The organism is Sphaerisporangium sp. NPDC049003 (assembly GCF_043197795.1).
GTDB lineage: Bacteria > Actinomycetota > Actinomycetes > Streptosporangiales > Streptosporangiaceae > Sphaerisporangium.
On the sequence record NZ_JBICTU010000029.1, the window covers coordinates 75,992 to 101,630 of the forward strand.

A 25,639-nucleotide genomic window follows, 5' to 3' on the forward strand; every position below is an offset into this window, starting at 1 on the left:
ACGAGACGATCGGGAGCGCCGCCCGGCCGGCCGGAGACCCGTCCCGGCGGCCGTCCTGAGCCCGGCTTGACGGAAACTCGGAGATCTCGGAAATCAGGAGTTCATCGTGTCTCGCGTGATCAGAACGATCGACCTCAACTCCGACCTGGGAGAGGGGTTCGGCCAGTGGGAGCTCGGCGACGACGAGGCGTTGCTGTCGGTCGTCACCAGCGCCAACGTCGCCTGCGGATTCCACGCGGGAGACCCGACGGTCATGCGCCGCACGTGTGAGACGGCGGTGGCGCGTGGGGTGACGATCGGCGCCCAGGTGGGCTATCGCGACCTGGCGGGCTTCGGGCGCCGCTTCATCGACGTGCCTCCCGAGGCGCTCGCCGACGAGATCGTCTACCAGATCGGCGCCCTGGACGCCTTCGCGCGCATGGCGGGCACCAGGGTCGCCTACGTCAAGCCGCACGGCGCGCTCTACAACGCGATCGTGCACCACGAGGAGCAGGCGGGCGCCGTCGTGGCCGCCGTCCGCGCGTACGATCCGGGCCTTCCGGTCCTCGGGCTGCCGGGCTCGGAGTGGCTGCGCCGGGCCGAGCGGGCGGGGCTGACCACGGTCGCCGAGTGCTTCGCGGACCGCGCCTACACCCCGCAGGGCACGCTCGTGCCGCGCGGCCGGCCGGGGGCGGTGCTGCACGACCCCGCGGAGGTGGCCGCGCGGTGCCTGCGATTGGCGCGGGGCGAGCCGATCGAGGCCGCCGACGGCACGCCGCTGTCCGTACGGGCCGAGTCGATCTGCGTCCACGGCGACAGCCCGGGCGCGGTGGCCATGGCCAGGGAAGTGCGCGCCACGCTCGCGGCCGCCGGCGTCGAGGTGGCGCCGTTCACGGGCGCGCCGGCGCCGCGCGGGAAGGGGGACCGATGAACCCGATGTTCCGCCGGTGCGGCGACCGGGCGCTGCTGGTGGAGGTGGGCGGCGTGGGAGAGGTGCTCGCGCTGTACGACGCGCTCGCCGCCGACCCGCCGAGCGGGGTCACCGACATCCTCCCGGCGGCCCGCACCCTGCTGGTCCGCTTCGAACGGCCCGCCCGTCACGACACGGTGGAGTCCGCCGTCCTTTCCGCCCGCCGCGCCGGCGGGCACCGGCCGGTGGCGGGCGAGGTGACGATCCCCGTCGTGTACGACGGCGCCGACCTGGCCGACGTGGCGTCGCTGACCGGGCTCTCCGAGCGCGCGGTGGTGCAGGCGCACACCGGGACGATGTGGACGGTCGGGTTCTCCGGGTTCGCCCCCGGCTTCGGCTACCTCGCCGGCGGCGACTCCCGGCTGCACGTGCCGCGCCGGGACGAGTCGCGCGTGCGGGTGCCCGCCGGATCGGTGGCGCTGGCGGCCGGGTTCAGCGCGGTCTATCCGCGCGAGTCGCCGGGCGGGTGGCAGCTCATCGGCCGCACCGACGTCCCGGTGTGGGACGTCGGTGCCGACCCTCCCGCCCTGCTGCGGCCGGGCATGCGCGTACGGTTCACCGAGGTGCTCCGTGCGTGAGCGGCGGCCTTCCCACGGTGAGCGGGCCTGTGTCACGGAGGTGCGGCGTGTTTGAGCGCAGGGTTCTGGAGGTGCTGGCCACCGGGCCGATGGCGACCGTGCAGGACCTCGGGCGTCCTGGCCGTGGCGACCTCGGCGTGGGCCGGTCCGGGGCCGCGGACCGGGGCGCGCTGCGGCTGGCCAACCGCCTGCTGGCCAACCCCGAAGGCGCGGCGGCGCTGGAGGTCACCCTGGGCGGGCTGAAGGTGCGGGCCCGAGGGAACCTGCTCGTCGCGCTCGCGGGGGCGGTCTGCCCGGCCACGATCACCGACGCCGCCGGTCGCACGCGGGGCATCGGCCACCAGGCCGTCGAACGCCTCCCCGACGGGGCGACGCTGCGGCTCGGCGTGCCGAGGCGCGGGCTGCGCACGTACGTCGCGGTCCGCGGCGGGCTGGACGTGCCCGAGGTGCTGGGGTCGCGGGCCACGGACGTCATGGCTGGGCTCGGCCCCGGGCGCCCGGCACCCGGCTCGCTCCTGCCGGTCGGGCCGCCGCCCATCGGGTTCCCCGTCGTCGACCTCGCGCCGGTGTTCGAACTCCATCCGCGCGAGCCGGTCCTGGAGATCCTGCCCGGCCCGCGCGATGACTGGTTCAGCGAGGAGGCACTGAAGAAACTGTGCTCGGAGCCGTACGAGGTGACCGGCGACAGCGACCGGGTGGGCATGCGGCTGCGCGGGCCGCGCCTTGAGCGGGTGCGGGAAGGCGAGCTGCCGCCCGAGGGGATGGTCCCCGGAGCCCTCCAGGTGCCGCCCTCCGGCAACCCGACGCTCTTCCTTGCCGACCATCCGGTGACGGGCGGCTACCCGGTGATCGCGGTGGTCCGCACGCGCGACGTCGACCGCGCGGCGCAGGCCCGGCCGGGCCAACTCATCCGCTTCCGGCTCGGCCGGGCATGAGCACGGGTGCCCCGCGGGCAGGCGCGTTCACCAGCCGAAGCCGGTGGAGTAGGTCACCTCGGCCAGCACATGCTGGCCGGTGGTGTTGGGGTGGAAGTAGTCCCAGGTGCTGATGTCGGAGAGGGCGAACGGGTAGCCGAACACGGCGCCTCCGTCGTAGCGGCACCCCGCCTGCTCGCCGCACACCCTGGCGAGCACCGCGTTGTAGTCGGCGACGCGCTGGCGCACCCGGTCGCGGCGGTCGTTGTCGGCCGCGTCGGTGGACCGGGGGCGCGCGAGCATCGACTGGCAGATGCCGAGCGCCGCCCACGCCGTACGGGCCGAGGAGCTGTCCTTTCCGACCTGCCACAGCCGCTTGATGTCGGGAACGCTGGCGACGAAGATCGACGAACCGGGGAGTCCCGTGGTGAGCGTCCGCATCGTCGTGCGGAAGCTGGACTCGAAGTCGGCCACCGAGGTCATGGCGGACTCCGACGACGCGCATGCGTCGTTGGCCCCGATCAGGATCGTCACGTACTCGGCCCCCTGGGAGACGGCCTGCTGGGCCTGGCCCGGCATGTCCGCGACCTTGGCTCCCGACTTGGCGTCGTTGTAGGCCACCAGGGAGGGGTTGACGGTGCGGATGCGCAGGTAGTGGCTCTTCACACTGTCGTACGACCCCGTGGACCAGGACCGCGACGGGCAGTCGACGTAGAAGCCGCAGGCGTTGAACCCGCGGGTGATGGAGTCGCCCATCGAGGCCATGGAGCCGGGGACCGGCGGGGCCGCCGCGATGGCCGAGGCCGGGACGGACGCGAACGCGACCGCGGCGAGGAGCAGGAGAGTGAGGGTACGGCTGCGGAATTCCAAGCTGGACTCCTGGGGGCTCCCCCGAAGCGAATCTGACGATCAGAATGTCAGCCAGCTTGGTCTGATTTACAACCTCACATTACAAGTTCCTGACCTGTTGGTAACATACGACCCGGTCATCACATTGGCGTTCGGACGCGCCTGCGGTGCGGCAGGCGCGTCCGCTCGCCGTGGACGGCCCGGCGTCGTGAACGGCCCCGGCCTGGTGGACGACCCCGGGGACGGTTCCGGCCGTTTCCGGGGCGGCGTCGTGGACGATTCCGGCTGTTCAGGGCCGCATGGTCGCCGCTATTTGAGGCCCGCGTCGAGTGCTGTGGTCAGCGTGCCGGGATCGCCGGACATCTCCCAGATCATCGCGCCGAGCAGGCCCTTGGTCCGCAGCCAGGCGGTCTTGCGGGCGATCGACCACGTGTCGTCGAAGCTCCACCACTGGCCGCCGTTGCCGGTGAAGCAGTACGTCGCCACCGACTGCGTGTCGTGCTGAACCGTGCATCCCGGCACGCCCGCCACCAGGTTGGCGTACCCGCGGGTACCCGCCTCCTCCGCGAACTGGCCGGGCGCCGCGCCGCTGGCCGCCTGCCACTCGCCCAGCTTCCCGCCGTCGGCGACCCCCTGCCAGCCGCGCCCGTAGTACGCGAGGCCGATGGTCAGCTTTCGGGGGTTGACCCCGGCCTGCAGGTAGAGGTTCACCGCGTTCTCGACGCTGAAGTGGAAGGAGTACGGGTCGTCGGTGTCGGCGTACAGGTTGCCCTGGTGGCCCGTCCTGTTGGGCTCCCAGGAGTTGTCGCTCCCGGCTCCGTGGAAGTCGTACCCCTGGATGTTGAAGATGTCCAGCGACTTGGCCACCTGGGGCAGGTCCCAGCCGGCGGCGATCTTCGCGGGGTCGGCCGGGGTGAAGGCTGTGAGCTGGTAGCGCTTGCCGGTCTCCTGGGTCAGCGCGTCGAGCTGCCTGCGGAACTCGGCGATGAGCAGCGTGTTGTTCGCCTTGTCGTTCGGGCTCACGTGGTTGCCGGGGTGGCCCTCGGCGCCCGGCCACTCCCAGTCGAGGTCGATCCCGTCGAAGATCCCTGCCGCGCTGCCGGGCCCGCCCGCGGCGTTGTAGACCGGCAGGTTTCCCTTGATGTACATGTCGACGCAGGAGCTCACGAACTTGCGCCGCGACGCGTCCGTGGCCGCCACGTCGGAGAAGTACTTCGAGTAGGTCCAGCCGCCCAGCGAGATCAGCACCTTGAGCTGCGGGTACTTGGCCTTGAGCTTGCGGAGCTGGTTGTAGTTGCCCCGCAGGTTCTCCCAGCCGGTGTCGGCGACGCCGTCCACCGACTGCGCCGCGCTCATCGGCCTGCCGTAGTCGGCGTCCGCGTCGCCCGCGCCGTCACCCTGGTTCGGGTCCTGCGGGTTCGCCGTGGTGCCCTTGGTCACCCCGTTGAGGCACGTCAAATTGACCGGGTCGATGTTGCCGAAGGCGTAGTTGAGGTGGGTCAGCTTGGCGGCGGCGCCGGTCGTGTCGAGGTTGCGGACGAAGTACTGCCGCCCGTAGATGCCCCACTGCACGAAGTACCCCACCCTGGCGTACCCGCTGCCGATGATGTCGGCCGTGCTCACCTTCAGCGCGGCGCTCGGCGCCGAGACGTTGTCGTAAAGGTCGCGCGCCCGCACGGTGAAGGTGTACTCGGTGGACGGCGACAGGCCGGTGACCGTCGCGGTGGTGCCGGTCACGGACGTCACCGGCGTCGTGCCCGTGTAGACGTCGTATCCCGCGACGCCCTTGTTGTCGGTGGAGGCGTCCCACGCGAGCGACACACTCGCGGAGCCCGTGCCGGTACCGCGCAGGTTCGCGGGCGTGGTCGGCGCCTGGGTGTCGTCGGCGGGGTCGCCGGTCGTCACCTTCAGCGCCGCGCTCGCCGGCGACAGGTTGCCCTTGCGGTCCCTGGTCCTGACGGTGAACGCGTACTCGGTCTTCGGGGTCAGGCCGGTGACCGTCGCGTTGGTCGTGGTGACCGTGGTGGCGAGGTCGGCGCCCTTGTAGACCTGGTAGCCGGTGATCGGCAGGCTCCCCGCGGTGGCGGCGTCCCACGCCAGCGACACGGTCTTGGTGGTCTTGACCGGTGAACGCAGGTTTCCGGGGGCGCCCGGGGGCGAGTCCGGCGATCCGTCGCACCTGACGTCGTTGACGCGGCAGCTCGCGGGCTCGGCCGCCGCCGAGCTGAGCGTGAACGCGGGGCTGTAGGGCTCGGTCGATCCGTGCGCCACCACCGTCGTGTTGTAGTAGAGCGGGCTCAGCGTCACCTGGCGCCCGCTCTGGCTCAGGGTGGCGTTCTGCGCACCGCTCGCGGTGACGCCCGCCGGGAGGTCGAAGGTGATCGACCAGCCGTTCAGCGCGGTATCGGTGTTGTTGCTGACCACGAATTTGGCCTGAGTGCCACTGGCCGAGTACGTGGCGGTCACCGGGGCCGCCGGTGGCGGCGGGTCGCCGCTGCCGTCGCAGTTCGCCCCGTTGATGGTGCAGCTCGTCGGCTGTACGGGCGAGCTGAGCGTGAAGGTGGGGCTGTACGGGTCGGTGTTCCCGTTCGCCCGCACGGTGGCGATGTAGTACGCGGGCGTGAGCGTGACCCGGGTCCCGCTCTGTGTCGTGGTGGCGTTCTGGGCGTTGCTGACGGTCACCCCGGCGGGGAGGTCGAACTGGATCGACCATCCGGTGACCGGCGTGCTCCCGGGATTGCTCACCACGAACTTGCCCTGACCGCCGGTCAGGGTGAACGCCGCGGTCAGTCGGACGGCGGCGTCGGCGGGAGCTGACAGGAAGGTCGACATGACCAGCATCAGCAGCACAGCAGCGAATCGGCGCATGTAGGAGCTCTTTTCTTTAGGAAAGTTTCCTAAGAGTTGGCCGGATCGTAACCCTGGCTCCTGGCGTCGGCAAGGCCCAATCCGGCCCGCCGCGCGCGCCGTCCCGTGATCGGCGAGGCGCGTGAATACCATTGACGATCGACGGCGTCACCAGGGCCGGGAGATCAGCGGCATGCCTGCCGGGAAAGGGGGGACCGATGATCCGTCGCTGGAATCCGCCCGGCGTGGCCCCGCCGCTCTCCCAGTACAGCCACCTGGTCTCTGTGCCGTCCGACCATGAGCTGGTGCTGATCGCCGGCCAGTTCGGGCTGCTGCCGGACGGCACCCTCGCGGGCGTGGACGCGGAGACCCAGAGCCGGCAGATCTTCGTCAACATCGAGACCCTCCTCGCGTCGATCGGCGCCGGGCCCGAGAACCTGGTGCGGCTGTTCACGATGGTCACGGGCTCCGAGCACCTGGAGGGCAGCCGCAGGGCACGTCACGAGGCGTTCGCCCGGTGGTACCCCGACGGCGACTACCCCACGAACTCGATCGCGGTGCTCGACGCGCTGAGCACCCGTGAGCTGAACGTCCAGATCGAGGGCCTGGCGGCCATACCCGCCCGTGTCGCCGCGGCCCGGACGGACGGCGTTCCCCTGGCGGAGGCCATGGAGTCCCTCTGACCGCGTCGCCTTACGCTGGCATTCGACAGGTTCCGAGTGGCGGGAGGCGCTATGTGGGCGGTGGACGCGGGGGTCCCGGCGTGACGGCCGATCCGGATCTGGTCGTCGCGGCCCTGGCCGACGTGTCGGCCATCGGGCCGTACTTCGCGGTCTCCACCGAGCCCGGCTGTGAGGACGACCCGTCCTGGCGGCCACTCGGCGAGCTCTCCTCCGACGTCGGGGCGCTGCGGGCGAGGGTCACCGACTTCGAACGGCGGCTCGGCACCGGCGAGCGCCGGGTCGCGGCCTCGATCCTGTTCCAGGGGCTGGCCGCGCGGCTGTGGTCTCCGGTCGTCGGGGCCGTCGCCGCCCACGGCCTGGTCCCCGTCGCCGCGTCGGCGCACCTACGCTGGCGGGCGGCCCCGACCGGACCGCTCCCCCTGTGGACGCCCCGCACGGCCGGCTGGACGACCGTACGGGACGGTGAGATGAGCGAGGTCGCCGCGGCGGTCTACCAGGCCGTCGTGGCCGAGCTGCTCTACCCGCTGGCGGGAGCCTTCCAGCGCGTCACGAAGATCGCACCCGCCCTGCTGTGGGGCAACGCCGCCTCCGCGCTGGCCGGAACGCTCCGTACCCTTCCTGCCGCGCGGCCGGACCTCGGGCCCCGCGCGGCGCGGCTGGTCGGCGAGCTGCTGCGGCGCGGCGCGCTGGCGGGCACGGGTGAGCCCGCGGAGCCCGCGCCGGGCCACCATTTCTTCGTCCGCACCAGTTGCTGCCTGTACTACCGCGTACCCGGCGGCGGGATGTGCGACGACTGCGCCCTGCTGGCTCCGGCGGTCCGCGAGAACCAGTGGGCGCGCACGACGCGGCAGGCGGGAGGCGCCCGGTGATGCGGCCGTCCCGGATCGTTCACGATGATCTCGGCCTTCCCGTCCGGCTTCCGGGCGAGGTGCGCCGGGTGGTGTCGCTGGTGCCCTCCCTGACGGAGTCGGTCGCGGCCACGGCGCCTGGCCTGCTGGCCGGGGCCACCGACTGGTGCTCCCACCCGGCCGGCCTCGACGTCACGCGGGTGCGCGGCACCAAGAACCCCGACGTGGACGCCATCGTGGCCCTCGGCCCCGATCTCGTGCTGGCCAACGAGGAGGAGAACCGCGTCCTTGATCTGGACGCGCTCCGGGCGGCCGGCGTGCCCGTATGGGTCACGGTCGTCCGAACGCTCGACGACGCGCTCGCCTCGCTCCGGCGGATGCTCGTCACCGCCATGGGACTGCCCGAGCCGGAGTGGCTCTCCGCCGCCGGGCGGGCGTGGTCCGCCGACCTCACGCGAGGCGAACGCCGTGCCGTGATCGCGGTCTGGCGCAAGCCGTGGATGGTCGTGGGACGGGACACCTTCACCGGCGACGTGCTCCAGCGCCTGGGCGTACGCAACATCTACGCCGCCCACGCCGAGCGCTATCCCCGCATCCCGCTGCCCGAGCTGCTGGCGGCCCGTCCCGATCTCGTCGTGCTGCCGGACGAGCCGTACCGGTTCACGCCCGACGACGGCCCCGGGTTCTTCCCCGGCGTCCCTGCCGCCCTGGTCAGCGGGCGGCACCTCACGTGGTACGGCCCGTCGCTCGCCGAGGCCCCCCGCGTGCTCGCCGACGCCCTCGCGGCGGCGGAGGCCCCCGAGTAGGCCCGGTGCAGGCCCTGAGCAGGCCCGGTGTGGGCCCGGCGTCGTCTGGGGTCCACTGCCGGAGCCATGGGTGATCTAATCTGGGTCGATGGCGCTCGCATATCTGGGTGACCTCGCCGGGCAGGGCTGGAAGCAGGTCGGAGAGCTCGCGCTGGCGTTCCTGCTCTCGGCCGCGATCGGCCTCGAAAGGGAGATCCGGCAGAAGAGCGCCGGGCTGCGCACCCACACTCTGGTGGGCTTCGCCGCCGCCCTCATCATGCTCGTGTCGAAATACGGCTTCGGTGACGTCATCGGGGACCACGTCGTCCTCGACCCGTCCCGGGTGGCCGCCCAGATCGTGTCCGGCATCGGCTTCATCGGCGCCGGTCTGATCTTCGTCCGGCAGGACGCGGTGCGCGGGCTCACCACCGCCGCGACGATCTGGCTCACCGCCGCCGTCGGGATGGCGGCGGGGGCGGGGCTGTGGCTGCTGGCCGCCATCGTGACGGTGGGGCACTTCGCGGCGGTGTTCGTCCTCACCCCGCTGGCCGCCAGGCTTCCGCGCTCGAAGTACGCCCCCTCGCGGCTCCACCTGACCTACCTCGACGGCCGGGGGGTGCTGCGGCGGGTGCTGGCGGAGTGTACGAGCCGGGGGTTCCACGTCACCCAGCTGTCCGTCGACCAGCGGGCCGATCACCAGGACCAGGCGACCGTCTCCCTGTGGCTGACCGTTCACGGTCCCGGCCCGATCTCTGAGCTGACCGCCGCGCTCGCCGAGATCGACGGCGTGCTCGCCGTGTCCGCCCAGGACTCCGACTCGGCGATGCCCTGACGAACCCGCCGGGCCGCGTGCTCTCGCACGGGGGAACCCTTAATCGATCATCGGTTTTCCCGCATCCGAGCCAGGGCACGTAGCGGCAATGATGCGCAACCTCGTCAAGGGCGCCGTCAGCGGCGTGCTCGCGACGGCCGCCATGAGTGCCGTGATGGTCGCCGGCGACCGGGCCGGGTTGATGGGGGAGCATCCGCCCAAGCGCATCGCCCGGGCGGTGCTCCCCGGCCCAAAGCACCGGCCCAAGTCCGGTGAGGCCGTGCTGGGCGCGGTCGCGCACTTCGGCTTCGGCGCCGTCTGCGGCGCGCTGTTCGCCGTCGTCGTGGACGGCCGCCGGCCCCGGCTGCCGCTGGGCGTCGTGTACGGCCTCGCGATCTGGGCCGTCAGCTACCAGGGATGGGTGCCCGGCCTGGGGATCCTCCCGCCGATCCACCGCGACAGGCCGGGACGTCAGACGGTCATGGCCGCGGGGCACACGGTGTACGGCACCGCCCTGGTGCTCGCGCTCAATCGTCTGCGTCCCGAGGGCCGGGCCCTCGCCCGCGTCTGACCTTTCCGAGACGGCGAGTCCCCGACCAGCCGCCATGTGGATCTCCTCCATGGCGCGTACCGCGACGAGATCGTCAAGACCACACCACATTGGGCCGTGAAGGCCCTGCCCACTGCTCGACCCGGGGGATACGACCATGACCAGCGACGACCGGACCGACAAGGACCGGCGGCTCGACGCCTACCGCGTCGACCAGCGGGGCTCCTTCCTTACTACCGACCAGGGCGTTCCGGTCGACGACACCGACAACTCGCTGAAGGCGGGCGAGCGCGGCCCGACGCTGATGGAGGACTTCCACTTCCGCGAGAAGATCACCCACTTCGACCACGAGCGGATCCCCGAGCGGGTGGTACACGCGAGGGGCTCCGGGGCCTACGGGTACTTCGAGCCCTATGACGGCTCGCTGGCCTCCCTCACCCGGGCGGAGTTCCTGACCACGCCCGGGTTGCGCACGCCGGTGTTCGTCCGTTTCTCCACCGTCGCCGGATCGCGCGGCTCTTCGGACACGGTGCGGGACGTGAGGGGCTTCGCGACGAAGTTCTACACGCGGCAGGGCAACTTCGACCTGGTCGGCAACAACTTCCCGGTGTTCTTCATCCAGGACGCCATCAAGTTCCCCGACTTCGTGCACGCGGTGAAGCCGGAGCAGCACAACGAGATCCCGCAGGCGTCCTCGGCGCACGACACGCTCTGGGACTTCGTACAGCTCCAGCCCGAGACGACCCACATGATGATGTGGCTGATGTCCGACCGGGCGATCCCCCGGAGCTTCCGCATGATGCAGGGCTTCGGCGTGCACACCTTCCGGCTGGTCAACGAGGACGGCCGGGCGACCTTCGTGAAGTTCCACTGGAAGCCCAAGCTCGGCAAGCACTCGCTCGTCTGGGACGAGGCCCAGAAGGTCGCCGGCAAGGACCCCGACTTCAACCGCCGGGACCTGTGGGAGTCGATCGAGCGTGGCGCCTACCCCGAGTGGGAATTCGGCCTCCAGCTCGTACCGGAGGAGGACGAGTTCTCCTTCGACTTCGACATCCTCGACGCGACCAAGATCATCCCCGAGGAGCAGGTGCCGGTCCGTCCCGTCGGGCGGCTCGTGCTCGACCGCAACCCCGACAACTTCTTCGCCGAGACCGAGCAGATCGCCTTCCACCTCGCCAACGTCGTGCCCGGAATCGACTTCACCAACGATCCGCTGCTGCAGGGACGCATCTTCTCCTACCTCGACACGCAGCTGATCAGGCTGGGCGGCCCGAACTTCCCGCAGATCCCGGTCAACCGGCCGATCGTCGAGGTGCACAACCACCACCGCGAGGGCTACCACCAGACGCAGATCAACAAGGGCCCGGCGGCCTACCACCCGAACTCCCTGGACGACGGCTGGCCGGAGCCGGCGGGTGACAAGGGCTACACCCACTACCAGGAGCGGGTCGACGGATACAAGATCCGCAAGCGCAGCGAGAGCTTCAGCGACCACTACAGCCAGGCCACCCTGTTCTGGAACAGCATGTCCGACTGGGAGCGCGAGCACATCGTCGCGGCCTTCCGCTTCGAGCTCGGCAAGGTCGACGCCCGCCACATCCAGGAAGGCGTCGTCCGCAACCTCAACGAGGTGGACCACGACCTGGCCGTACGGGTCGCCGCGGGCATCGGGGTGGACGCTCCGGGCCAGCCGCTCGCCCCCAACCACGGCCTCCGCTCCCCGGCGCTCAGCATGGACGACGAGCCGGCGGACACCATCGCCACCCGCAAGATCGCGCTCCTGGTGGCGGACGGTGTGGACGCCACCCACGTCGAGGCCCTCATGGCGGACCTCACGGCCAGGGGCGCCTTCTGCGAGACCCTCGCCGCGCACGGCGGGGCCGTACAGGGGACCGGCGGCGGGCTGGTCGCGGTTACCAGGGCGCTGCCGACCACGGCGTCCGTGCTGTTCGACGCCGTGGTGGTGCCGGGCGGCGAGGAGAGCGTACGGGCTCTCGCCGAAGACGGGGACGCGGTCCACTTCGTGGCCGAGGCATACAAGCACGGCAAGGCCGTCGGCGCGCTCGGCACCGGTGCCGAGCTGCTGGAGCCGGCCCACGTCACCTTCGATCACGACCAGGGGGTCCTCATCTCGGCGGGAGAGGACCTGGAGGGGTTCATCGCGTCCTTCGCGGCGGCCGTCGCCGCCCACCGCTTCCCCCGGCGTCCCACGCGTGCCGTACCGGCCTGAGCCGTCCGGCACGTCCCGGGCTCGGGCCGTACGGGCCTGAGCCTCGGGCCGTACGGGCCTGAGCCTCGCGCCGTACGGGCCTGAGCCTCGCGCCGTACGGGCCTGAGCCGACCCGGGTCGAGGCCGCCTCGCCACCCCTGTGCCTGCTCGGCCAACCCGCGAGCGCCGAACCGCCTGAGCGCGACCGGACGTAAGGACATCGGCAAGTGGTACACCGCCATGGCGAAGTACGGCGGCGCCACGAACCCCGGGACGGCCCGGCTCTACGCCGACACCGTCTACGACATGCCGGCCGGGGGCGTCCGCGCCGTGACGCGCGGCGGTGAGACCGTGACCGTGAAGGCGCAACCGGCGGCGCGCCCACCAACCCGTACACCCCCGAGCAGGTCTGCGGCAGCGGGTACGGCGTCATCGACTCGGCCGCGCTGGGGTCGTCCGGGACGGTTTACCTGCTGTACGACTCCCGCCATGCTGCTGACGACCATGTGCACGGTCCCGCTTCCATCCGGCGAGGCGATCCCGGTCCTCGGGCAGGGCACCTGGCGCATGGCCGAGCACTGCCGCACCACGCCGCCTACGAGGGCACGATCGCCGCCTGCCAGGGCAGCCTGAGCCGCCTGGGGACCGACCATCTCGATCTCTACCTGCTGCACTGGCGGGGGCCGATCCCGCTGGAGCAGACCCTCGCGGGCTTCGCCGAGCTCCTGCGCATGGGCCTGATCCGGCACTGGGGCGTGAGCAACTTCGACGAACCCGACATGCGCGATCTGTCGCAGCTTCCCGGCAGCGCCGGGGTCCAGACCGGCCAGGTCCTGTACAACCTCACGCGGCGGGGCATCGAGTGGGACCTGCTGCCCTGGTGCCAGGGGTACCGGATCCCGATCATGGCCTACTCGCCCATCGAGCAGGGCGAACTGCTCGACCATCCCGCGCTGCGCGGCGTCGCCGAACGGCATGACGCGACCCCGGCGCAGGTGGCGCTCGCCTGGGTGATCGGCCACGACAACGTCAACGCCATCCCCAAGATGGGGACACCGGGGCACGTCTACCAGAACCGCGCGGCCGTGGGAATCCGGCTCACGCCGAATGATCGGTACGTCCTGGACGAGGCCTTCCCTCCGCCGTTCCACAAGGCGCCCCTCGAAACGCACTGACGCACCCGAACTCTTGCGGTACTGCGGGCCCTGCGCTCATCGCCCGCCCGCCCGCTCACCGTGGGCCTGCTACCGCCCTGCCTGTTCACCGCCCGCCTGCTCTCGCTCGCCGAGCCGGCGTAGCAGTTCCTTGCGCCTGGCTTCCAGCGTCTCGGCGAACGCCTCTTGCTCCTCCGCCATCGTGATCAGCGTGGAGATCTCGGCCGAGTCGGTCGGGGAGTCGGAGCGCTCCCCGACGCGCTCACGCAGCTCCACCGCCGTCTGCCGCAGCCTCGTCAGGTCCTCCTCCACCATGCGGAGTTCCTCGCGTAGCGCCGCCTCGTCCTCGGTGGCCATCGGTACGAGTCCCCTTCCGATCTCGCCGTCCGCCTAGAGCAGCAACTCGAAGATCCGCTCGACCCGCTCCCAATCCCGGGTCTGCGGATTCTTCGTCTCCGGATTGAGGATCTTGAAGGCACGCGCGAGTGCCACCGTCAGTCCTCCTACCACCATGGGCAGCCGTTCCTCGGTCTCCTCGCTGAGGGTCACGTCGAGGGGCGGTCTGGCCGTCAGCCGATCGAGGATGGGACTCACCTCGATCTCCCGATCGAGATCGCGGAAGACGTACATGATCTCCTGCAGGCCCTTAGTGATGGGCAGGTCATGGGGCTCCAGGATGTCGCGGCGGTTCGCCTTCGCCGAAGCCTGGCCGATGACGAGCAGGTCGTAGACCTTCTGGTCGAGGAAGCCGTGGTAGCGCTTCAGGTCGTCCTTGTCGACGTCCAGTTCTGCGGCAGCGCGGAAGAAGCGCTCGAACTTGCTCACTTCGCCTACCACCATGTCGCGTCATCTCCTCCCATCCGTCTCCCGGCGGGCTGGCCGGACCAGGGCAGGCGAATGCGCCTCCTCGCATCCTCGCGAGCGGCGGGCCGCCTCACATCCCTTGGTCAGGTAGTCCACTCCGACCTGCGCCACCACCAGCACGCTGACCGCGACGCTCAACACCGGCATCAACAAGGTGCGGGCGACCGCGGAAATGACATGACGCCGTGCGAAAATGATCAGATGGGGAACGACACGGCGGTGCGCCGGCTCGACCTTGGGTACTTCGTCCGGCCCGCATCGGAGACAGGGGGCCCGCAGCCGAGGGTCGAGCCCGTCCTCGCCTATCTGGTGCGGCGCGACGAGGGGCTCATCCTCTTCGACACCGGTATCGGCGCCGCGGACCCTGAGACGGAGGCCCACTACCGGCCCAGGCGAAACGGTCTGGATGGCGCCCTGGCCGATGCCGGAGTCACCCTGGCGGACGTCTCCCTGGTCGTGAACTGCCACCTCCACTTCGACCACTGCGGAGGTAACCCCTCACTGGCCGGCACGCCGATCCTGGTGCAGGTCACGGAGCTGGCCACCGCTCGCGGAGGCGACTACACGATCAACGAGCTCGTCGACTTCCCCGGTGTGGTCTACGACGAGATCACCGGCGAGGCCGAGGTCTGGCCGGGAATCTGGATCATCCCGACTCCCGGGCATACCGCCGGGCACCAGTCGCTGGTGGTCCGGCAGAGCGACGGCACCGTCATCCTCGCCGGCCAGGCGCACGACTTCGCATCCGAATTCTCCTCCGACCACCTGGCCCGCCAGGCCACCCTCCACGGCCTGGCCCAGCCCCTCCCCACCTACCGACCCTGGCTGGACCGCCTGACCGCCTTCGACCCCCGAAGAATCCTCTTCGCCCACGACCCCTCAGTCTGGGAACCAACCAGAAACTGAGCTATTGAGGTCTTGCTCCTTCGACCCACCCATGACCAGGTACGGGTGAGTCACTTGCTGCCCACCCAGGCCGTCTCGTCCCAGCAGGGCCGGCCGGATCGTGGAGATGGACTCCGGGCACCACCCGTTCCTGTCCCGCCCCCAGGAGGTGGCCGCGCTCGTCCTGGACCTCCTGATGTCTCGCCCCAGTGATGGCCACAAGGGTGACGCGTTACGGATGGTGCGGTGGGGGCAGAGGGGGTGCGGCTGCGCTTGCCGGTCAGGGGGCTTGTTGGGTGGGTGAACTACCTCAAAACCGGTGAACGGCGGTGGGGAGCCGACTATGGTTCTGGACGACTGATCAAACGAGGAGTGGCAATGAGCGAGTACGCGGTGACCTTCGATTTGGTCGACGCCGACAAGGACGGGCTGATCTCGGCCGGGGAGCTGCTGCACCTCATGGAGGCGCTCGGCCAGCCGGTTACCGCCGAGGCCGCCGAGGCAGCGGTCGAGAAGCTCGACATCGATGGCGACGGGCGCATCTCGCTTGAGGAGTTCTCCCGCTACCTCAGCGCCACCAGCTAGTCCTTCCGGCGGGGCCGGATCGCCCGTGGGAAGGTGCGCCTAGGCGATGTACCGTGCCAGTTCCCACGGGTCGTGGGCGTTGAAGAGGCTCACCTCGTCGCCGTGCAGGCGCACCAGTTCGCGTAGGCGGGCGTCGTTGCCGAGCCGCAGTGACCTGTCCATCTCGGTGAGCTGCTGGAGTATTTCCATGCCCGGGTGGCCGTGCGGGTCGTCAGGGTCGACCTCGTCGTGGAAGTAGTAGGCGTCGCCGCAGTGCAGCAGCCACCGGTCGTCCTCGGGGACGGCGATCGCGCCGTGCCCGACGGTGTGCCCCCCCGAGCACGCCCGTCGCGCGATAGCCCGCATACTGCGCCTGGAGGCCCCGGCCGCACGGTCGTGACATGCGTGACATCGTCGCGACATCCGCTACTAACCTCCCGTCTAATACGTCACAATTGGACGGACTCCGACGGGAGGGCCAATTGGCGATCACATCAGACAGCGAGCTCTGGGCCGCCTTTCCGGCCGGTGTGGCGGGACGGCTCCGTCCCGTGATGAGCGATCTCGCCGATCAGATGATCTTCGAGATCCAGCGGCGGGTGCCCGAGTACGCCCGTCCCTCCGACGAGGTCTACATCAAGGTGCTGCGCATCGCCGTGGACGAGGCGCTCCAGCGGTTCCTCAGCCGCATCGAGCGGCCCCGCGACGCCTGGGACCCCGAGGTGTTCCGCGCGATCGGCCGCGGCGAGGCCGCCGAGGGCCGCAACCTCGAACCCTTCCAGACCGCCATGCGCCTCGGCGCGCGGGTGGCGTGGCACCGCCTGACGGAGCAGGCCGAGCGGCTCCGTCTCGATCCCGAGACCCTGTACGACCTGGGCGAGGCGATCTTCGTCTTCCTCGACCAGCTCGCCGACGCGGCGACCGACGGCTTCAACGAGGCCCGCGCCAACGCGGCGGGCGAGATCGAGCGCCGCCGCCACCGCCTGCTCGACCTGCTGCTCTCCCAGCCGCCCGCCTCCCCCGGCGCCATCGCCGACCTGGCCAAGACCGCCGGCTGGCGTCCGCCGAGGACCGTGGCCGGCGTCGCGCTGGAGGAACGCGGCGGCTACCGCGCGCCGTCGCTGCCTCCCGACGTGCTGGTCGGGCTGGAGCGGAGGCAGCCCTGCCTGATCGTCCCCGACCCCGAGGGACCGGGCCAGGCGCGAGCGCTGGAGACGGGACTGCGCGGCTGGCGGGCGGCCATCGGGCCCCCCGTGCCCCTGCTCCACGCCGCCACGTCACTGCGGTGGGCGATGGACGCGCTTGAGCTCGTCAAGCGCGGTGTGCTGCCCGGGTCGGAAAGGGTGCTGCGCTGCTCGGACCACATGGCCACGCTCATCGTGTTCAAGGACGAGGAGCTGGTGAAGGCCCTGTCCGAGGTACGGCTCGCGCCCCTCGCGCATCTGCGGCCGAGCCAGCAGGACCGGCTGGCGGAGACCCTGCTCGCCTGGCTCCGCCACGGCCGGGGTGCCGGGGAGGTCGCCGCCCGTCTCCACATCCACCCGCAGACGGTGCGCTACCGGCTGAGGCAGTTGGAGGAGCTGTACGGCGACCAGCTCGCCGACCCGGACATCCGCTTCGAGCTGGAGATCGTCCTGCGCGCCCGCCAGGCGCTCAACCCCTGACCACCGCGACCTAGATAGACGAGTCATTCCGAATGACCAGAGGTCGTAGGCGATCAGCGATCGTGTCACCCCTGGCTGGGTTGTCCGTCCTATGGGTGGTAGAGCTCTTGGGCGCGGGCGGCGTCGATGGGCCGGTCCTGGGGCAGGTGCAAGAAGTGGTCCAGCTGCCACGCCTGAGCAGTGCCGGCTTGGCGGTTGGTGGTGGTCACCCAGGGCGGGTAGACGCGGAAGGCTCGTTTCCCACTGGAACTGCTTGCTGATACGACACCGTGTTGGCAGAGCGCGTCCATGGGAAAGACGAACTGGCCGAAGTGGTGATGGTCGCGGGTGCTGACGACGAAGAGGTCGACGGGGTCGGTTGCGTCGAAAGGCTGGATGGGCCCGCCCGGGGACCTCTTCCATACGGTGACGAACTGGCCGACCTTGGTGGGGGTCGTCTTGGCCGCGCGGAATCGGATGGCGAGTCCGTCAAGGGTGAAGGCGTGGGCGGCGTACGCGGCACCCTCGGTCTCTGGGACTGGCTGCGAGCAGGTGAACCCGCAGGGGTCGTAGACAAGCGCTTTCGCCGCGAGGAGATCTCTGTGGGCCGGAATGGTGTCCGACCACGGTTTGAATCCGGTGGGATGGAGATGGGATGAGTACTCGCGGTTCGTCGCCATTCGTTCACCCTGTCACGACTGCTGGGACGGTCGCCGACGGGGCATTCGGGCTGACCGTGGCCCTGGTGGGCGGCGTCGGGATCGCCCTGTCGTCACGGCCGGCTCCTGTCGCGGTGCCGGGGGCCACCGCGACCGACCCGGCCTTCCAGTCCGAGGAGTCGGTCGAGGTGACGCCCTCACAGGACGCCGCCGAACTGCTTCCGAAGCCGGGCCAGTACATCCTGGTCGAGTCGGAGACGATGTACACGTCCGAGAGCATGGGTGAGGGCACCACGCAGAGCCGTTACCTCTACCGGACCAAACGGAAGATCTGGAAGCCGGTCGACGGGACCTCGAAGGGCTTGCTGTGGATCGCCGGGCTGGCGCCCAAGCAGTGGCCCGGCTGGCCGCTGCCCAAGGAGGCGACGCAGTGGCGGGGCGAGAGCTGGCACGAGCTCTCCGCTCGCTGCCCCGGTGAGCCCGACGACTACCGGACCGACTACGCCTACCTCAGCACCCTGCCGTCCGACGAGGCCGGGATGCGCGAGTACCTCTACAAGCGGCCTCGCGGCGACAACCCCCCCGATGCCGGGGCTTTCACGGCGGTCGGCGACCTGGTGAGGGAGACCTACCTGCCGCGCGCGCAGAGGCAGGCGCTCTTCGAAGCGGCCAAGACGATCCCCGGCGTCACGGTGACCACCGCCGTCAAGGACTCGGCGGGACGTGAGGGCACGGCGCTGGGCAGGCCCGAGCACGGTATCGACACCATGCTGATCTTCGACCCGGAGACCTACCTGTTCCTCGGGGAACGCGGCACGGTCGTCGACGAGAAGGCCGCGCGCGCGCCGGTGGGAAGCGTCATGGCTTTGACCGCGCAGCTGAAGGTCTCGGTGGTCGACGAGCTGCCGCGGGCGCATGGGGCCGGGAAGGACAGCAGTTGCGAGATGCGGGAGCAGACGCCCACCGCCTCCGAGCCCGCGACACCGTCCCCGAAGCCCACCGGCTCGTAGCTCACAGAGAACGTCCCCGGCTCCGACCGGCTCGGAGGTCGTGACGCCGTCCCCGTGTCGTGGGAGACGAGCGAGACCGACGGCAGATGGTCACAGTACGGCCCGCACCGCGCGGAGACGCGGTGCGGGCCGTCGCGCGTTGTGCGAGATCAGGACGCGATTCGCCCGCGGCCCGGCGTCGTGCGAGATCTGGAATCGATTCGCCCGCGGCCCAGTTGCAAGGTGCAGACCCCCCAAAAACCTACTAAACCACCTTTTAATGTAGGATTCGGACTCCCACGTCGGCCGCCCCCACATATACGGCCGCGCAGGCCGTCGACCAGGAGAAACAGTGAACAGGAAGACGACGTCGCTCTTCGGCGCCGCCATCGCTCTCGGGCTCGCCCTCACCGCCTGCGGCGGTACGGATGACGGCACGGGGACGAAGAGCACCTCGCCGGCGAGCGCGTCCAGCACGGACGCGACGATCGGCATCGGATCGCTCTACGAGCCGCAGAACCTCGACAACACCGCAGGTGGCGGGCAGGGAGTGACCGAAGCGTTCAACGGCAACGTCTACGAAGGCCTGTTCAGGCTCACCGACGACGGCAAGGTCGAGAACCTCCTGGCCAAGGACTACAAGGTCGGCTCCGACGGCCTGACCTACACCTTCACGCTCCAGGACGGGGTGAAGTTCCACTCGGGCGAGCCGCTCACGTCCGCCGATGTGAAGTACAGCATCGAGAAGGTCACCGCGGACGGCTCGCAGTCCGCCCGCAAGAGCAGCTTCGCGGTCATCAAGAAGATCGAGACCCCGGACGACCACACGGTCACCGTGACGCTGTCGAGCAAGTCGATCTCGTTCGTCTACAACCTCAGCTACATCTGGATCATCAACGACCAGGCGAAGGACCTCGCGACGAGCGAGGACGGCACCGGCCCGTACAAGCTCGGGACGTGGAAGCGCGGCGACTCGCTGAGCCTCGACCGGTTCCCCGGCTACTGGGGCACGGCGGCCGCCAACAAGCAGGTGGTGTTCCACTACTTCACCGACGCCACGGCGCTGAACAACGCCCTGCTTACCAACGCGGTAGACGTCGTGACCAGCGAGCAAAGCCCTGACGCGCTGGCGCAGTTCAGCGGCAACGACGCCTACAAGGTCACCAACGGGCACTCCACGACCAAGCTGCTGCTGGCCTTCAACGACCGCAAGGCCCCGTTCGACAAGCCGCTCGTCCGCAAGGCCGTGACCTCGGCGATCGACAACAAGAAGCTGCTCAACTCCATCTGGGGCGAGTACGGCACGCTGATCGGCTCGATGGTGCCGCCCACCGACCCGTGGTACGAGGATCTCACCAAGGTCAACCCGTACGACGTGAACCTGGCCAAGAAGCAGCTCGCCGACGCCGGCTACCCCAGCGGGTTCAGCTTCACGCTCGACACCCCGAACTACGACCCGCACCCCACGGCGGCGACGTTCATCAAGTCGGAGCTGGCCAAGGTCGGCATCACCGTGAAGATCAACGTCATCACGGCCGACGAGTGGTACACCAAGGTCTACAAGAACCGCGACTTCGCCGCCACGATGCAGGAGCACGTCAACGACCGCGACGTCGTCTGGTACGGCAACCCCGACTTCTACTGGGGCTACGACAACCCGCAGGTCACCGCGTGGGTGAAGCAGGCCGAGGAGTCGGACACGGCCGAGGCGCAGACCGAGTTGCTGAAGAAGGTCAACCAGCGGATCGCCGCCGACGCCGCCAGCGACTGGCTCTACCTCTACCCGCAGATCGTCGTCGCGTCGTCGAAGCTGTCCGGCTACCCGCTGAACGGCCTGAACTCCCAGTTCTACGCGTACGGCATCAAGAAGGCCTGAACGCACCATCCCGCCCCGGCCGGGCCCGACGCGTCATCGCGTACGGCCCGCCGGGGCGCGGGGCGTGTTCTCCTGACCCGAACGGCTTGTCATGACCACCTATCTGCTGCGGCGCATGGCCTTCCTGGTCGTCTCGCTGCTGCTCGCCAGCACGGTGCTGTTCCTGCTGCTGCGCCTGCTTCCTGGCGACCCGGCCAACTCGCTGCTGTCGGTCGGGGCCTCCCCTGAGCAGATCGCGGCCGCGCGTCACCGGATCGGGTCGGACCGCCCGCTGCCCGAGCAGTTCGTCACCTGGCTCGGGCAGATGGCGACGTTCGACCTCGGCACGTCGTTCATCAGCACCCTTCCCGTGGGTCCCGAGATCGCCTCGCGCCTCGTGGTGACCGTCCCGCTGACGCTGCTGGCCTTCCTCCTGGCCGTCGTCGTGGCCGTGCCGGTCGGGTTCGTCGCGGCCCACCGGTCGAACCGCTGGTACGGGCCGCTGCTCAACGGAGTGTCGCAGTTGGGCATCGCCGTCCCGGTCTTCTGGGTGGGAATGCTGCTGATCACGGCGTTCGCGCTGTACTTCCAGATCCTTCCCGCGGGCGGCTTCCCGCAGGACGACTGGGCGAACCCCGCCGACGCGCTCACCTCGCTCGCCCTGCCCGTCGTCACCATCGCCCTCGTCATGTCCGCCTCGCTCATCCGGTACGTGCGCTCCGCCACCGTGGACGTGCTGGACAGCGACTACCTGCGGACGTTCCGAGCGCTCGGCTCGTCGTTCACCAGGGCGATGTGGAGTCACGGCCTGCGCAACGCGGCCGTACCCGTCGTGTCGATCCTGGGGATCGAGCTGGCCACCACGTTCCTCGGCGCGGTCGTCGTGGAGAGCGTCTTCGCCCTGCCGGGGCTCGGCAGCATGCTCGCGAAGGCCATCGCCCAGCACGACTACCCCGTCGTCCAGGGTGTCCTGTTCGTCAGCACCTTCGGCGTGCTGGTGATCGGCTTCGTCGCCGACCTCGTCCAGCGCCTCATCGACCCGCGCCTGCGCGGCACCCTGTCACGGAGCGCCCGATGACCCACGCGAACCCCGCCGGCCCGAGCGACACGGCCGATCCTGGCGGAGCCCCGCACTCCGGCGGCGCTGCGCCGGCCGGGCGGCGCCGCCGGTCCGCGACGCTGGTGACCGGGTGCGTTCTGGCCGGAACGATCGTCGCCGTCGCGGTCATCTCACTGTTCTGGGTGCCGTTCTCCCCGGAGGACACCTCGGGCGGACGGCTCGCGCCTCCCGGCCCGCCCCACCTGCTCGGTACGGACAAGCTCGGCCGCGACCTGCTGACCCAGCTGATGATCGGCGCCAGGGTGGCGCTGACGGCCGGCCTCGGCTCGGTGGCGCTCGGCGGGCTCCTCGGGGTCGTCGCCGGTCTGCTCGCCGGATTCGCCACCCGGTGGCTGGACGACACGATCTCGGCCCTGCTCGACATCCTGATCGCCTTCCCCACCCTGCTGCTCGCGATGCTGGTGGTGGCGGCGCGGGAAGCGTCGCTCGGCTCGGCCATCCTGGCGATCGGGCTGGCGATGTCGGCGATCGTGGCGCGGCTGACCCGGGTGCTCGTCAAGCGGGTGCTCGCCCAAGACTTCATCACCGCATCGCGTACGTCCGGAACCTCGTGGCCGCGTGTGGTGGCGGAGCACGTCCTGCCCAACATCTGGCCGACCCTGCTGGTGAACCTCGCCCTGCAGCTCGGCCTCGCCGTACTGGCCGAGGCGAGCCTGTCGTACCTCGGGCTCGGGGCGCCTCCGCCGAACGCCTCGTGGGGACGGATGCTGCAGGAGGCCCAGGCCACCGTGCTGACCGCGCCGCTCGGCGCCATCGCGCCTGGCGTGCTCCTGGTAGTGCTGGTCGTCGGCGTGAACCTGGTCGCCGACGGCCTCAGAGACGTGGCCGACCCGACCCGGCGGAGGACCCGATGAGCCTTCGGCGCCTGTACGTCCCGACCCGGCGGAGGGTCCGATGAGTCTTCTCGACGTCAGCGAGCTGACCGTGAGGTCGGCGGACGGGCGTGCGCTCGTCTCGGGCGTGTCGTTCACGATGGAGCCGGGCGCCCGCCTCGGCCTGATCGGGGAGTCGGGTTCGGGCAAGTCGCTCACCGCGCTCGCGATCATGGGACTGGTCCCGGCCGGGATGACCGTGTCGGGCAGTGCGGTGCTCGACGCTCCGGGGCTCGTACGGGCCGAGGTCGTGGGCGCGACGGAGCGGCGCCTGAACGGCCTGCGCGGCAGGGCCGCGACCGTCGTCTTCCAGGAGCCCCTGACCGCGCTGGACCCGCTGATGAGGGTGGGCCGCCAGCTCGCCGAGCCCCTCCGGCGCGTACGCGGGCTGCGCGGCGCCGCACTTCGCAAGGCGGTCATCACGGCACTGGAGGAGGTGCGTCTGACCGACCCGCGGCGCATCGCGAAGGCGTTCCCGCACGAGGTCTCCGGCGGGCAGCGCCAGCGGGTGGCCATCGCCATGGCCCTCGCCTGCGAACCCGCTCTCCTGATCGCCGACGAGCCCACCACGGCGCTCGACGTGACGGTCCAGGCCGAGGTGCTGGCGCTGCTCGACGGACTGGTCTCCGCGCGCGGGATGGCGTTGCTGTTCATCAGCCACGATCTCGCGGTCGTGTCGGCCGTCACCGACCACGTGCTCGTCCTCAAGGACGGCGTGGCCGTGGAGTCCGGCCGCGTCCTCGACATCGTGAACACACCGCGCCACCCGTACACCCGTGATCTGGTGGGCAGCGCGCGGCGACTCGACAGCGCGCTCGATTGGAGCCAACGTTGACCTCGGCCATCCTTTCGGCGCGCGACGTGGCCTTCGCCTACCGCGGCGCCGCGCCCGTACTGTCGGACGTCTCCCTTGAGGTCACGCCCGGCCGGAGCGTGGCGCTCGTCGGCGAGTCGGGCGCGGGCAAGACCACCCTGTTGCGCCTGCTCCTCGGGCTGGCGCGGCCGACCGGCGGGCAGATCCTGTTCGACGGCACGGAGCTGTCACCTCGTCGGCGAACCCAGATGCGCGCCTTCCGGCGAAGCGTGCAGACCGTCTTCCAGGACCCGTACTCCTCACTCGACCCCCGGCAGCGCGTGGGCAGGATCGTCTCAGAACCGCTGCGCTCCCTGGCGGACGCCGCCCGCCGGGAGAAGGCCGTCCGGCGGGAAGACGTGAACGCGCGTGTCGCCGCCGCCCTGGACGCTGTGGGGCTCCCCGCGGACGCCGCACGTCGCTACCCGCACGAGTTCTCCGGCGGCCAGCGCCAGCGCATCGCCATCGCGCGGGCCATCGTCTGCGAGCCGCGCGTGCTGCTCGCGGACGAGCCGGTCAGCGCCCTGGACGTCTCCACCCGGGTGCGCATCGTGGACCTGCTCGCCGAGCTGCGGGAGACACGTGGCCTGACCGTCGTCATGGTGTCGCACGACCTCGCCGTGGTGGCGACGTTGTGCCACCACACGGCCGTGCTGGAACGTGGCCGGATCGTCGAGCAGGGCGACACCGCCGCCGTGCTCGGCTCTCCCAGCCACGCTTACACCCGCCGCCTCATCGACAGCGTGCCCCGCCTTCCGTCCTCCGGAACGAGCCCTAGCGCGGTACCCCCGAACCAGGTTCAGTCGGTGATGTAGACCTGGCTGAAGACCTCGGAGAGCTTCTTGACGTCCTCGGTGATGCCGACCTCGGGCGAAGCCGGGTTGAACATGGTGGTCAGGCGACGCTGGAGCGGCTCCAGCTTGCCGAGTTGCTCCCAGGCGGGCGTGGAGGCGAGCTTGGAGCCCATCACGCGGTACGTCGCGCCCGTGCCGTCCTGCCAGCGGGTCCAGAGGTTGACCGTCGCGGCGCCGTCCTTCAGCGGGGTGGTGATCCGCTCCTGCGCCACCGTGGCCGCCTGCTCGGCGGTGAGCGTGGAGGCGTCCTTGCCCGCCAGCCCGGCGTCCTCGGCCGCGATCTGCGCGAGCGTGTCCCACGCCAGGGCCTTGACCTTGCTCCACTGGTTGCGCTGCGCCTGCTGCGGCGTGATCTTCCAGGTGGCGTAGGCGGTCGAGAGAAGGCCCGCGTCGAGCGCGAGCTGGTCCACGGACCCAGAGGTGAGCAGCGGCTCGATGTTCTGCGGCGTGAGCAGCGGGTACTTCTTGGTCATCTCGGCCTTGCACAGGTCGCTGTTCCCGCAGCCGAACTCCGGTACCACGGTGTGGACGCCGAGCTTCTTGCCCGGGGCGACCTGGTGCAGCGCGGCGGAGGCGGCCGTGACGAACGACCGCATCTCCTCAGGCGTCTTCACCGCGCCGTTGTAGCCGAGCTGCGAGGTGAACCGGATGCCGACGACGCCCGGCTGCGCGGCCAGGGCGCCGGCCTTCCTGACGGCGGCGGCGAAGGCGGCGGTGCCGGCCTTGTAGTCGTCGAGGAGCTCGGTGTCGACCCACACCCGCATGCCGCTCGCCGTGGCGGCGGCGATCGCCTGCCCCGCGGCGGTCTGCGCGGCGGCGGCGATCTCCTCGGGGGTCACCGAGCAGGTCTCGCCGGCGGTCTGACAGGTGGGCGGCGTGTTGTCGTCCTGGTAGCCCTCGGGCGCGGGGTCTCCCTCGCCGTGGGCCTGGCCGTCGCCCTCGCCCTCCTTGCTGCAGGCCTCCACCGTGCAGTCGATCCAGCCGATCGGGTACTCGGTGGCCTCCTTGAGCTTGGCTCCGTCGTCCTTGGCCCAGAACCGCACGATGTCGAGAGCGTCCTGGGGGGTCGGAGCCATCCAGAAGCACTGCGGGTCGGACTGCGAGCCACCGTTGGTGACGTTCTTGCAGTCGTCGGCGCCGTCCTCGGAGAACGCCGAGGCGGCCGGAATGCCCACCGCGAGCACGGTGAGTGCGGCGCTGAGGGCGAGGGCTCTCCTGATTCGCATCAAGCGTCTCCTTGGGCGGTGCCAAATCATCAGTGATCGTCCGCAAACGATCGAAACGACTGTATCGGGCGTATCTTT

The 25,639-nt window shown here is 70.5% G+C and carries 26 protein-coding genes; 19 read left to right on the forward strand and 7 right to left on the reverse strand.

Features of this window, described 5'->3' with window-relative positions; all coding sequences use genetic code 11:
* Positions 1–118: 118 nt before the first annotated feature.
* Genes ACGFIV_RS28760 through ACGFIV_RS28770 form a run of 3 tightly spaced genes read left to right on the forward strand, consistent with a single transcriptional unit; the run spans position 119 to position 2,462 of the window.
* Entirely contained in the window at positions 119–910 is a 792-nt protein-coding gene (locus tag ACGFIV_RS28760; RefSeq protein WP_358550184.1) for a 5-oxoprolinase subunit PxpA, read from the forward strand.
* Entirely contained in the window at positions 907–1,527 is a 621-nt protein-coding gene (locus ACGFIV_RS28765; protein WP_358550161.1) for an allophanate hydrolase subunit 1, read from the forward strand. Before ACGFIV_RS28760 ends, ACGFIV_RS28765 begins: the two co-directional genes overlap by 4 nt.
* Before the next feature lie 47 nt (positions 1,528–1,574).
* Positions 1,575–2,462: a biotin-dependent carboxyltransferase family protein gene (locus tag ACGFIV_RS28770; protein WP_392838215.1), complete on the forward strand. Its 888-nt coding sequence runs from the start codon at positions 1,575–1,577 to the stop codon at positions 2,460–2,462.
* Between the two features lie 27 nt (positions 2,463–2,489).
* Here ACGFIV_RS28770 and ACGFIV_RS28775 read toward each other — a convergent pair whose 3' ends face one another.
* Positions 2,490–3,311: an SGNH/GDSL hydrolase family protein gene (locus tag ACGFIV_RS28775; RefSeq protein WP_358550157.1), complete on the reverse strand. Its 822-nt coding sequence runs from the start codon at positions 3,309–3,311 to the stop codon at positions 2,490–2,492.
* 288 nt (positions 3,312–3,599) lie between these two features.
* Positions 3,600–6,158, reverse strand: coding sequence for a glycosyl hydrolase family 18 protein (locus tag ACGFIV_RS28780; protein ID WP_392838216.1), 2,559 nt, complete (start codon positions 6,156–6,158; stop codon positions 3,600–3,602).
* Between the two features lie 197 nt (positions 6,159–6,355).
* Here ACGFIV_RS28780 and ACGFIV_RS28785 point away from each other — a divergent pair, with 197 nt between their 5' ends.
* The 7 genes from ACGFIV_RS28785 (at position 6,356) to ACGFIV_RS28815 (ending at position 13,198) form a co-directional block, all read left to right on the forward strand.
* Positions 6,356–6,820, forward strand: coding sequence for a RidA family protein (locus tag ACGFIV_RS28785; protein ID WP_358550153.1), 465 nt, complete (start codon positions 6,356–6,358; stop codon positions 6,818–6,820).
* Positions 6,821–6,900: 80 nt separating this feature from the next.
* Complete coding sequence (locus ACGFIV_RS28790; RefSeq protein WP_358550151.1) at positions 6,901–7,689, forward strand: (2Fe-2S)-binding protein; 789 nt, start codon at positions 6,901–6,903, stop codon at positions 7,687–7,689.
* Complete coding sequence (locus tag ACGFIV_RS28795; RefSeq protein ID WP_358550148.1) at positions 7,689–8,474, forward strand: helical backbone metal receptor; 786 nt, start codon at positions 7,689–7,691, stop codon at positions 8,472–8,474. The genes ACGFIV_RS28790 and ACGFIV_RS28795 overlap by 1 nt, the downstream gene beginning before the upstream one ends.
* Before the next feature lie 88 nt (positions 8,475–8,562).
* Complete coding sequence (locus tag ACGFIV_RS28800) at positions 8,563–9,285, forward strand: MgtC/SapB family protein (RefSeq protein WP_358550146.1); 723 nt, start codon at positions 8,563–8,565, stop codon at positions 9,283–9,285.
* 88 nt (positions 9,286–9,373) lie between these two features.
* On the forward strand, positions 9,374–9,835 hold the full coding sequence (locus tag ACGFIV_RS28805) for a DUF6789 family protein (protein ID WP_358550144.1): 462 nt from the start codon (positions 9,374–9,376) through the stop codon (positions 9,833–9,835).
* A gap of 136 nt (positions 9,836–9,971) precedes the next feature.
* On the forward strand, positions 9,972–12,044 hold the full coding sequence (locus ACGFIV_RS28810; RefSeq protein WP_392838217.1) for a catalase: 2,073 nt from the start codon (positions 9,972–9,974) through the stop codon (positions 12,042–12,044).
* A 485-nt stretch (positions 12,045–12,529) separates the two neighbouring features.
* On the forward strand, positions 12,530–13,198 hold the full coding sequence (locus tag ACGFIV_RS28815) for an aldo/keto reductase (RefSeq protein WP_392838218.1): 669 nt from the start codon (positions 12,530–12,532) through the stop codon (positions 13,196–13,198).
* Positions 13,199–13,267: 69 nt separating this feature from the next.
* On the opposite strand, the gene ACGFIV_RS28820 is transcribed toward ACGFIV_RS28815, so the two are convergent.
* On the reverse strand, positions 13,268–13,534 hold the full coding sequence (locus tag ACGFIV_RS28820) for a hypothetical protein (RefSeq protein ID WP_358550140.1): 267 nt from the start codon (positions 13,532–13,534) through the stop codon (positions 13,268–13,270).
* Positions 13,535–13,567: 33 nt separating this feature from the next.
* Positions 13,568–14,017 (reverse strand): DUF1931 family protein, encoded by a 450-nt coding sequence (locus ACGFIV_RS28825; RefSeq protein ID WP_358550138.1) that lies wholly within the window; start codon positions 14,015–14,017, stop codon positions 13,568–13,570.
* Positions 14,018–14,242: 225 nt separating this feature from the next.
* Between ACGFIV_RS28825 and ACGFIV_RS28830 the strand changes: the two genes are divergently transcribed.
* Together ACGFIV_RS28830 and ACGFIV_RS28835 are read left to right on the forward strand one after the other, a co-directional pair.
* Positions 14,243–14,947: an N-acyl homoserine lactonase family protein gene (locus tag ACGFIV_RS28830; RefSeq protein ID WP_392838219.1), complete on the forward strand. Its 705-nt coding sequence runs from the start codon at positions 14,243–14,245 to the stop codon at positions 14,945–14,947.
* A 357-nt stretch (positions 14,948–15,304) separates the two neighbouring features.
* Positions 15,305–15,511 carry an EF-hand domain-containing protein gene (locus ACGFIV_RS28835; RefSeq protein ID WP_358550134.1) on the forward strand — a complete coding sequence of 69 codons (207 nt, stop codon included), beginning with the start codon at positions 15,305–15,307 and terminating at the stop codon, positions 15,509–15,511.
* 39 nt (positions 15,512–15,550) lie between these two features.
* Here the strand turns inward: ACGFIV_RS28835 and ACGFIV_RS28840 are convergent, their stop codons facing one another.
* Entirely contained in the window at positions 15,551–15,856 is a 306-nt protein-coding gene (locus tag ACGFIV_RS28840) for a hypothetical protein (RefSeq protein WP_358550132.1), read from the reverse strand.
* A gap of 116 nt (positions 15,857–15,972) precedes the next feature.
* On the opposite strand from ACGFIV_RS28840, the gene ACGFIV_RS28845 reads away from it, so the two are divergent.
* Entirely contained in the window at positions 15,973–17,154 is a 1,182-nt protein-coding gene (locus tag ACGFIV_RS28845; RefSeq protein WP_392838220.1) for a PucR family transcriptional regulator, read from the forward strand.
* 89 nt (positions 17,155–17,243) lie between these two features.
* Here the strand turns inward: ACGFIV_RS28845 and ACGFIV_RS28850 are convergent, their stop codons facing one another.
* A complete protein-coding gene (locus ACGFIV_RS28850) occupies positions 17,244–17,813 on the reverse strand; it encodes a MepB family protein (RefSeq protein ID WP_358550128.1) in 570 nt (189 codons plus the stop codon).
* Here ACGFIV_RS28850 and ACGFIV_RS28855 point away from each other — a divergent pair.
* The 6 genes from ACGFIV_RS28855 to ACGFIV_RS28880 all read left to right on the forward strand — a co-directional run bounded on the left by ACGFIV_RS28855 (position 17,789) and on the right by ACGFIV_RS28880 (position 24,296).
* On the forward strand, positions 17,789–18,802 hold the full coding sequence (locus ACGFIV_RS28855; RefSeq protein ID WP_358550126.1) for a CU044_5270 family protein: 1,014 nt from the start codon (positions 17,789–17,791) through the stop codon (positions 18,800–18,802). The genes ACGFIV_RS28850 and ACGFIV_RS28855 overlap by 25 nt on opposite strands.
* A gap of 331 nt (positions 18,803–19,133) precedes the next feature.
* Entirely contained in the window at positions 19,134–20,657 is a 1,524-nt protein-coding gene (locus tag ACGFIV_RS28860; protein WP_358550124.1) for an ABC transporter substrate-binding protein, read from the forward strand.
* Between the two features lie 91 nt (positions 20,658–20,748).
* Positions 20,749–21,714, forward strand: a complete 966-nt coding sequence (locus tag ACGFIV_RS28865; RefSeq protein ID WP_392838221.1) for an ABC transporter permease — start codon at positions 20,749–20,751, stop codon at positions 21,712–21,714.
* Entirely contained in the window at positions 21,711–22,610 is a 900-nt protein-coding gene (locus tag ACGFIV_RS28870; protein ID WP_358550120.1) for an ABC transporter permease, read from the forward strand. The genes ACGFIV_RS28865 and ACGFIV_RS28870 overlap by 4 nt, the downstream gene beginning before the upstream one ends.
* 40 nt (positions 22,611–22,650) lie before the next feature.
* Complete coding sequence (locus tag ACGFIV_RS28875) at positions 22,651–23,463, forward strand: ATP-binding cassette domain-containing protein (protein ID WP_392838222.1); 813 nt, start codon at positions 22,651–22,653, stop codon at positions 23,461–23,463.
* A complete protein-coding gene (locus ACGFIV_RS28880) occupies positions 23,460–24,296 on the forward strand; it encodes an ABC transporter ATP-binding protein (RefSeq protein ID WP_358550116.1) in 837 nt (278 codons plus the stop codon). The genes ACGFIV_RS28875 and ACGFIV_RS28880 overlap by 4 nt, the downstream gene beginning before the upstream one ends.
* Here ACGFIV_RS28880 and ACGFIV_RS28885 read toward each other — a convergent pair.
* A complete protein-coding gene (locus ACGFIV_RS28885; protein ID WP_358550114.1) occupies positions 24,281–25,561 on the reverse strand; it encodes a hypothetical protein in 1,281 nt (426 codons plus the stop codon). The genes ACGFIV_RS28880 and ACGFIV_RS28885 overlap by 16 nt on opposite strands.
* Positions 25,562–25,639 lie beyond the last annotated feature (78 nt).

Coding starts and splice junctions, on each gene's coding strand:
- ACGFIV_RS28805 (WP_358550144.1), top strand. CDS start 9,374: ATGATGCGCAACCTCGTCAAGGGCGCCGTCAGCGGCGTGCTCGCGACG.
- ACGFIV_RS28780 (WP_392838216.1), bottom strand. CDS start 6,158: ATGCGCCGATTCGCTGCTGTGCTGCTGATGCTGGTCATGTCGACCTTC.
- ACGFIV_RS28800 (WP_358550146.1), top strand. CDS start 8,563: ATGGCGCTCGCATATCTGGGTGACCTCGCCGGGCAGGGCTGGAAGCAG.
- ACGFIV_RS28795 (WP_358550148.1), top strand. CDS start 7,689: ATGCGGCCGTCCCGGATCGTTCACGATGATCTCGGCCTTCCCGTCCGG.
- ACGFIV_RS28810 (WP_392838217.1), top strand. CDS start 9,972: ATGACCAGCGACGACCGGACCGACAAGGACCGGCGGCTCGACGCCTAC.
- ACGFIV_RS28855 (WP_358550126.1), top strand. CDS start 17,789: ATGAGTACTCGCGGTTCGTCGCCATTCGTTCACCCTGTCACGACTGCT.
- ACGFIV_RS28820 (WP_358550140.1), bottom strand. CDS start 13,534: ATGGCCACCGAGGACGAGGCGGCGCTACGCGAGGAACTCCGCATGGTG.
- ACGFIV_RS28870 (WP_358550120.1), top strand. CDS start 21,711: ATGACCCACGCGAACCCCGCCGGCCCGAGCGACACGGCCGATCCTGGC.
- ACGFIV_RS28840 (WP_358550132.1), bottom strand. CDS start 15,856: ATGCGGGCTATCGCGCGACGGGCGTGCTCGGGGGGGCACACCGTCGGG.
- ACGFIV_RS28765 (WP_358550161.1), top strand. CDS start 907: ATGAACCCGATGTTCCGCCGGTGCGGCGACCGGGCGCTGCTGGTGGAG.
- ACGFIV_RS28830 (WP_392838219.1), top strand. CDS start 14,243: ATGGGGAACGACACGGCGGTGCGCCGGCTCGACCTTGGGTACTTCGTC.
- ACGFIV_RS28865 (WP_392838221.1), top strand. CDS start 20,749: ATGACCACCTATCTGCTGCGGCGCATGGCCTTCCTGGTCGTCTCGCTG.
- ACGFIV_RS28785 (WP_358550153.1), top strand. CDS start 6,356: ATGATCCGTCGCTGGAATCCGCCCGGCGTGGCCCCGCCGCTCTCCCAG.
- ACGFIV_RS28850 (WP_358550128.1), bottom strand. CDS start 17,813: ATGGCGACGAACCGCGAGTACTCATCCCATCTCCATCCCACCGGATTC.
- ACGFIV_RS28825 (WP_358550138.1), bottom strand. CDS start 14,017: ATGGTGGTAGGCGAAGTGAGCAAGTTCGAGCGCTTCTTCCGCGCTGCC.
- ACGFIV_RS28875 (WP_392838222.1), top strand. CDS start 22,651: ATGAGTCTTCTCGACGTCAGCGAGCTGACCGTGAGGTCGGCGGACGGG.
- ACGFIV_RS28835 (WP_358550134.1), top strand. CDS start 15,305: ATGAGCGAGTACGCGGTGACCTTCGATTTGGTCGACGCCGACAAGGAC.
- ACGFIV_RS28885 (WP_358550114.1), bottom strand. CDS start 25,561: ATGCGAATCAGGAGAGCCCTCGCCCTCAGCGCCGCACTCACCGTGCTC.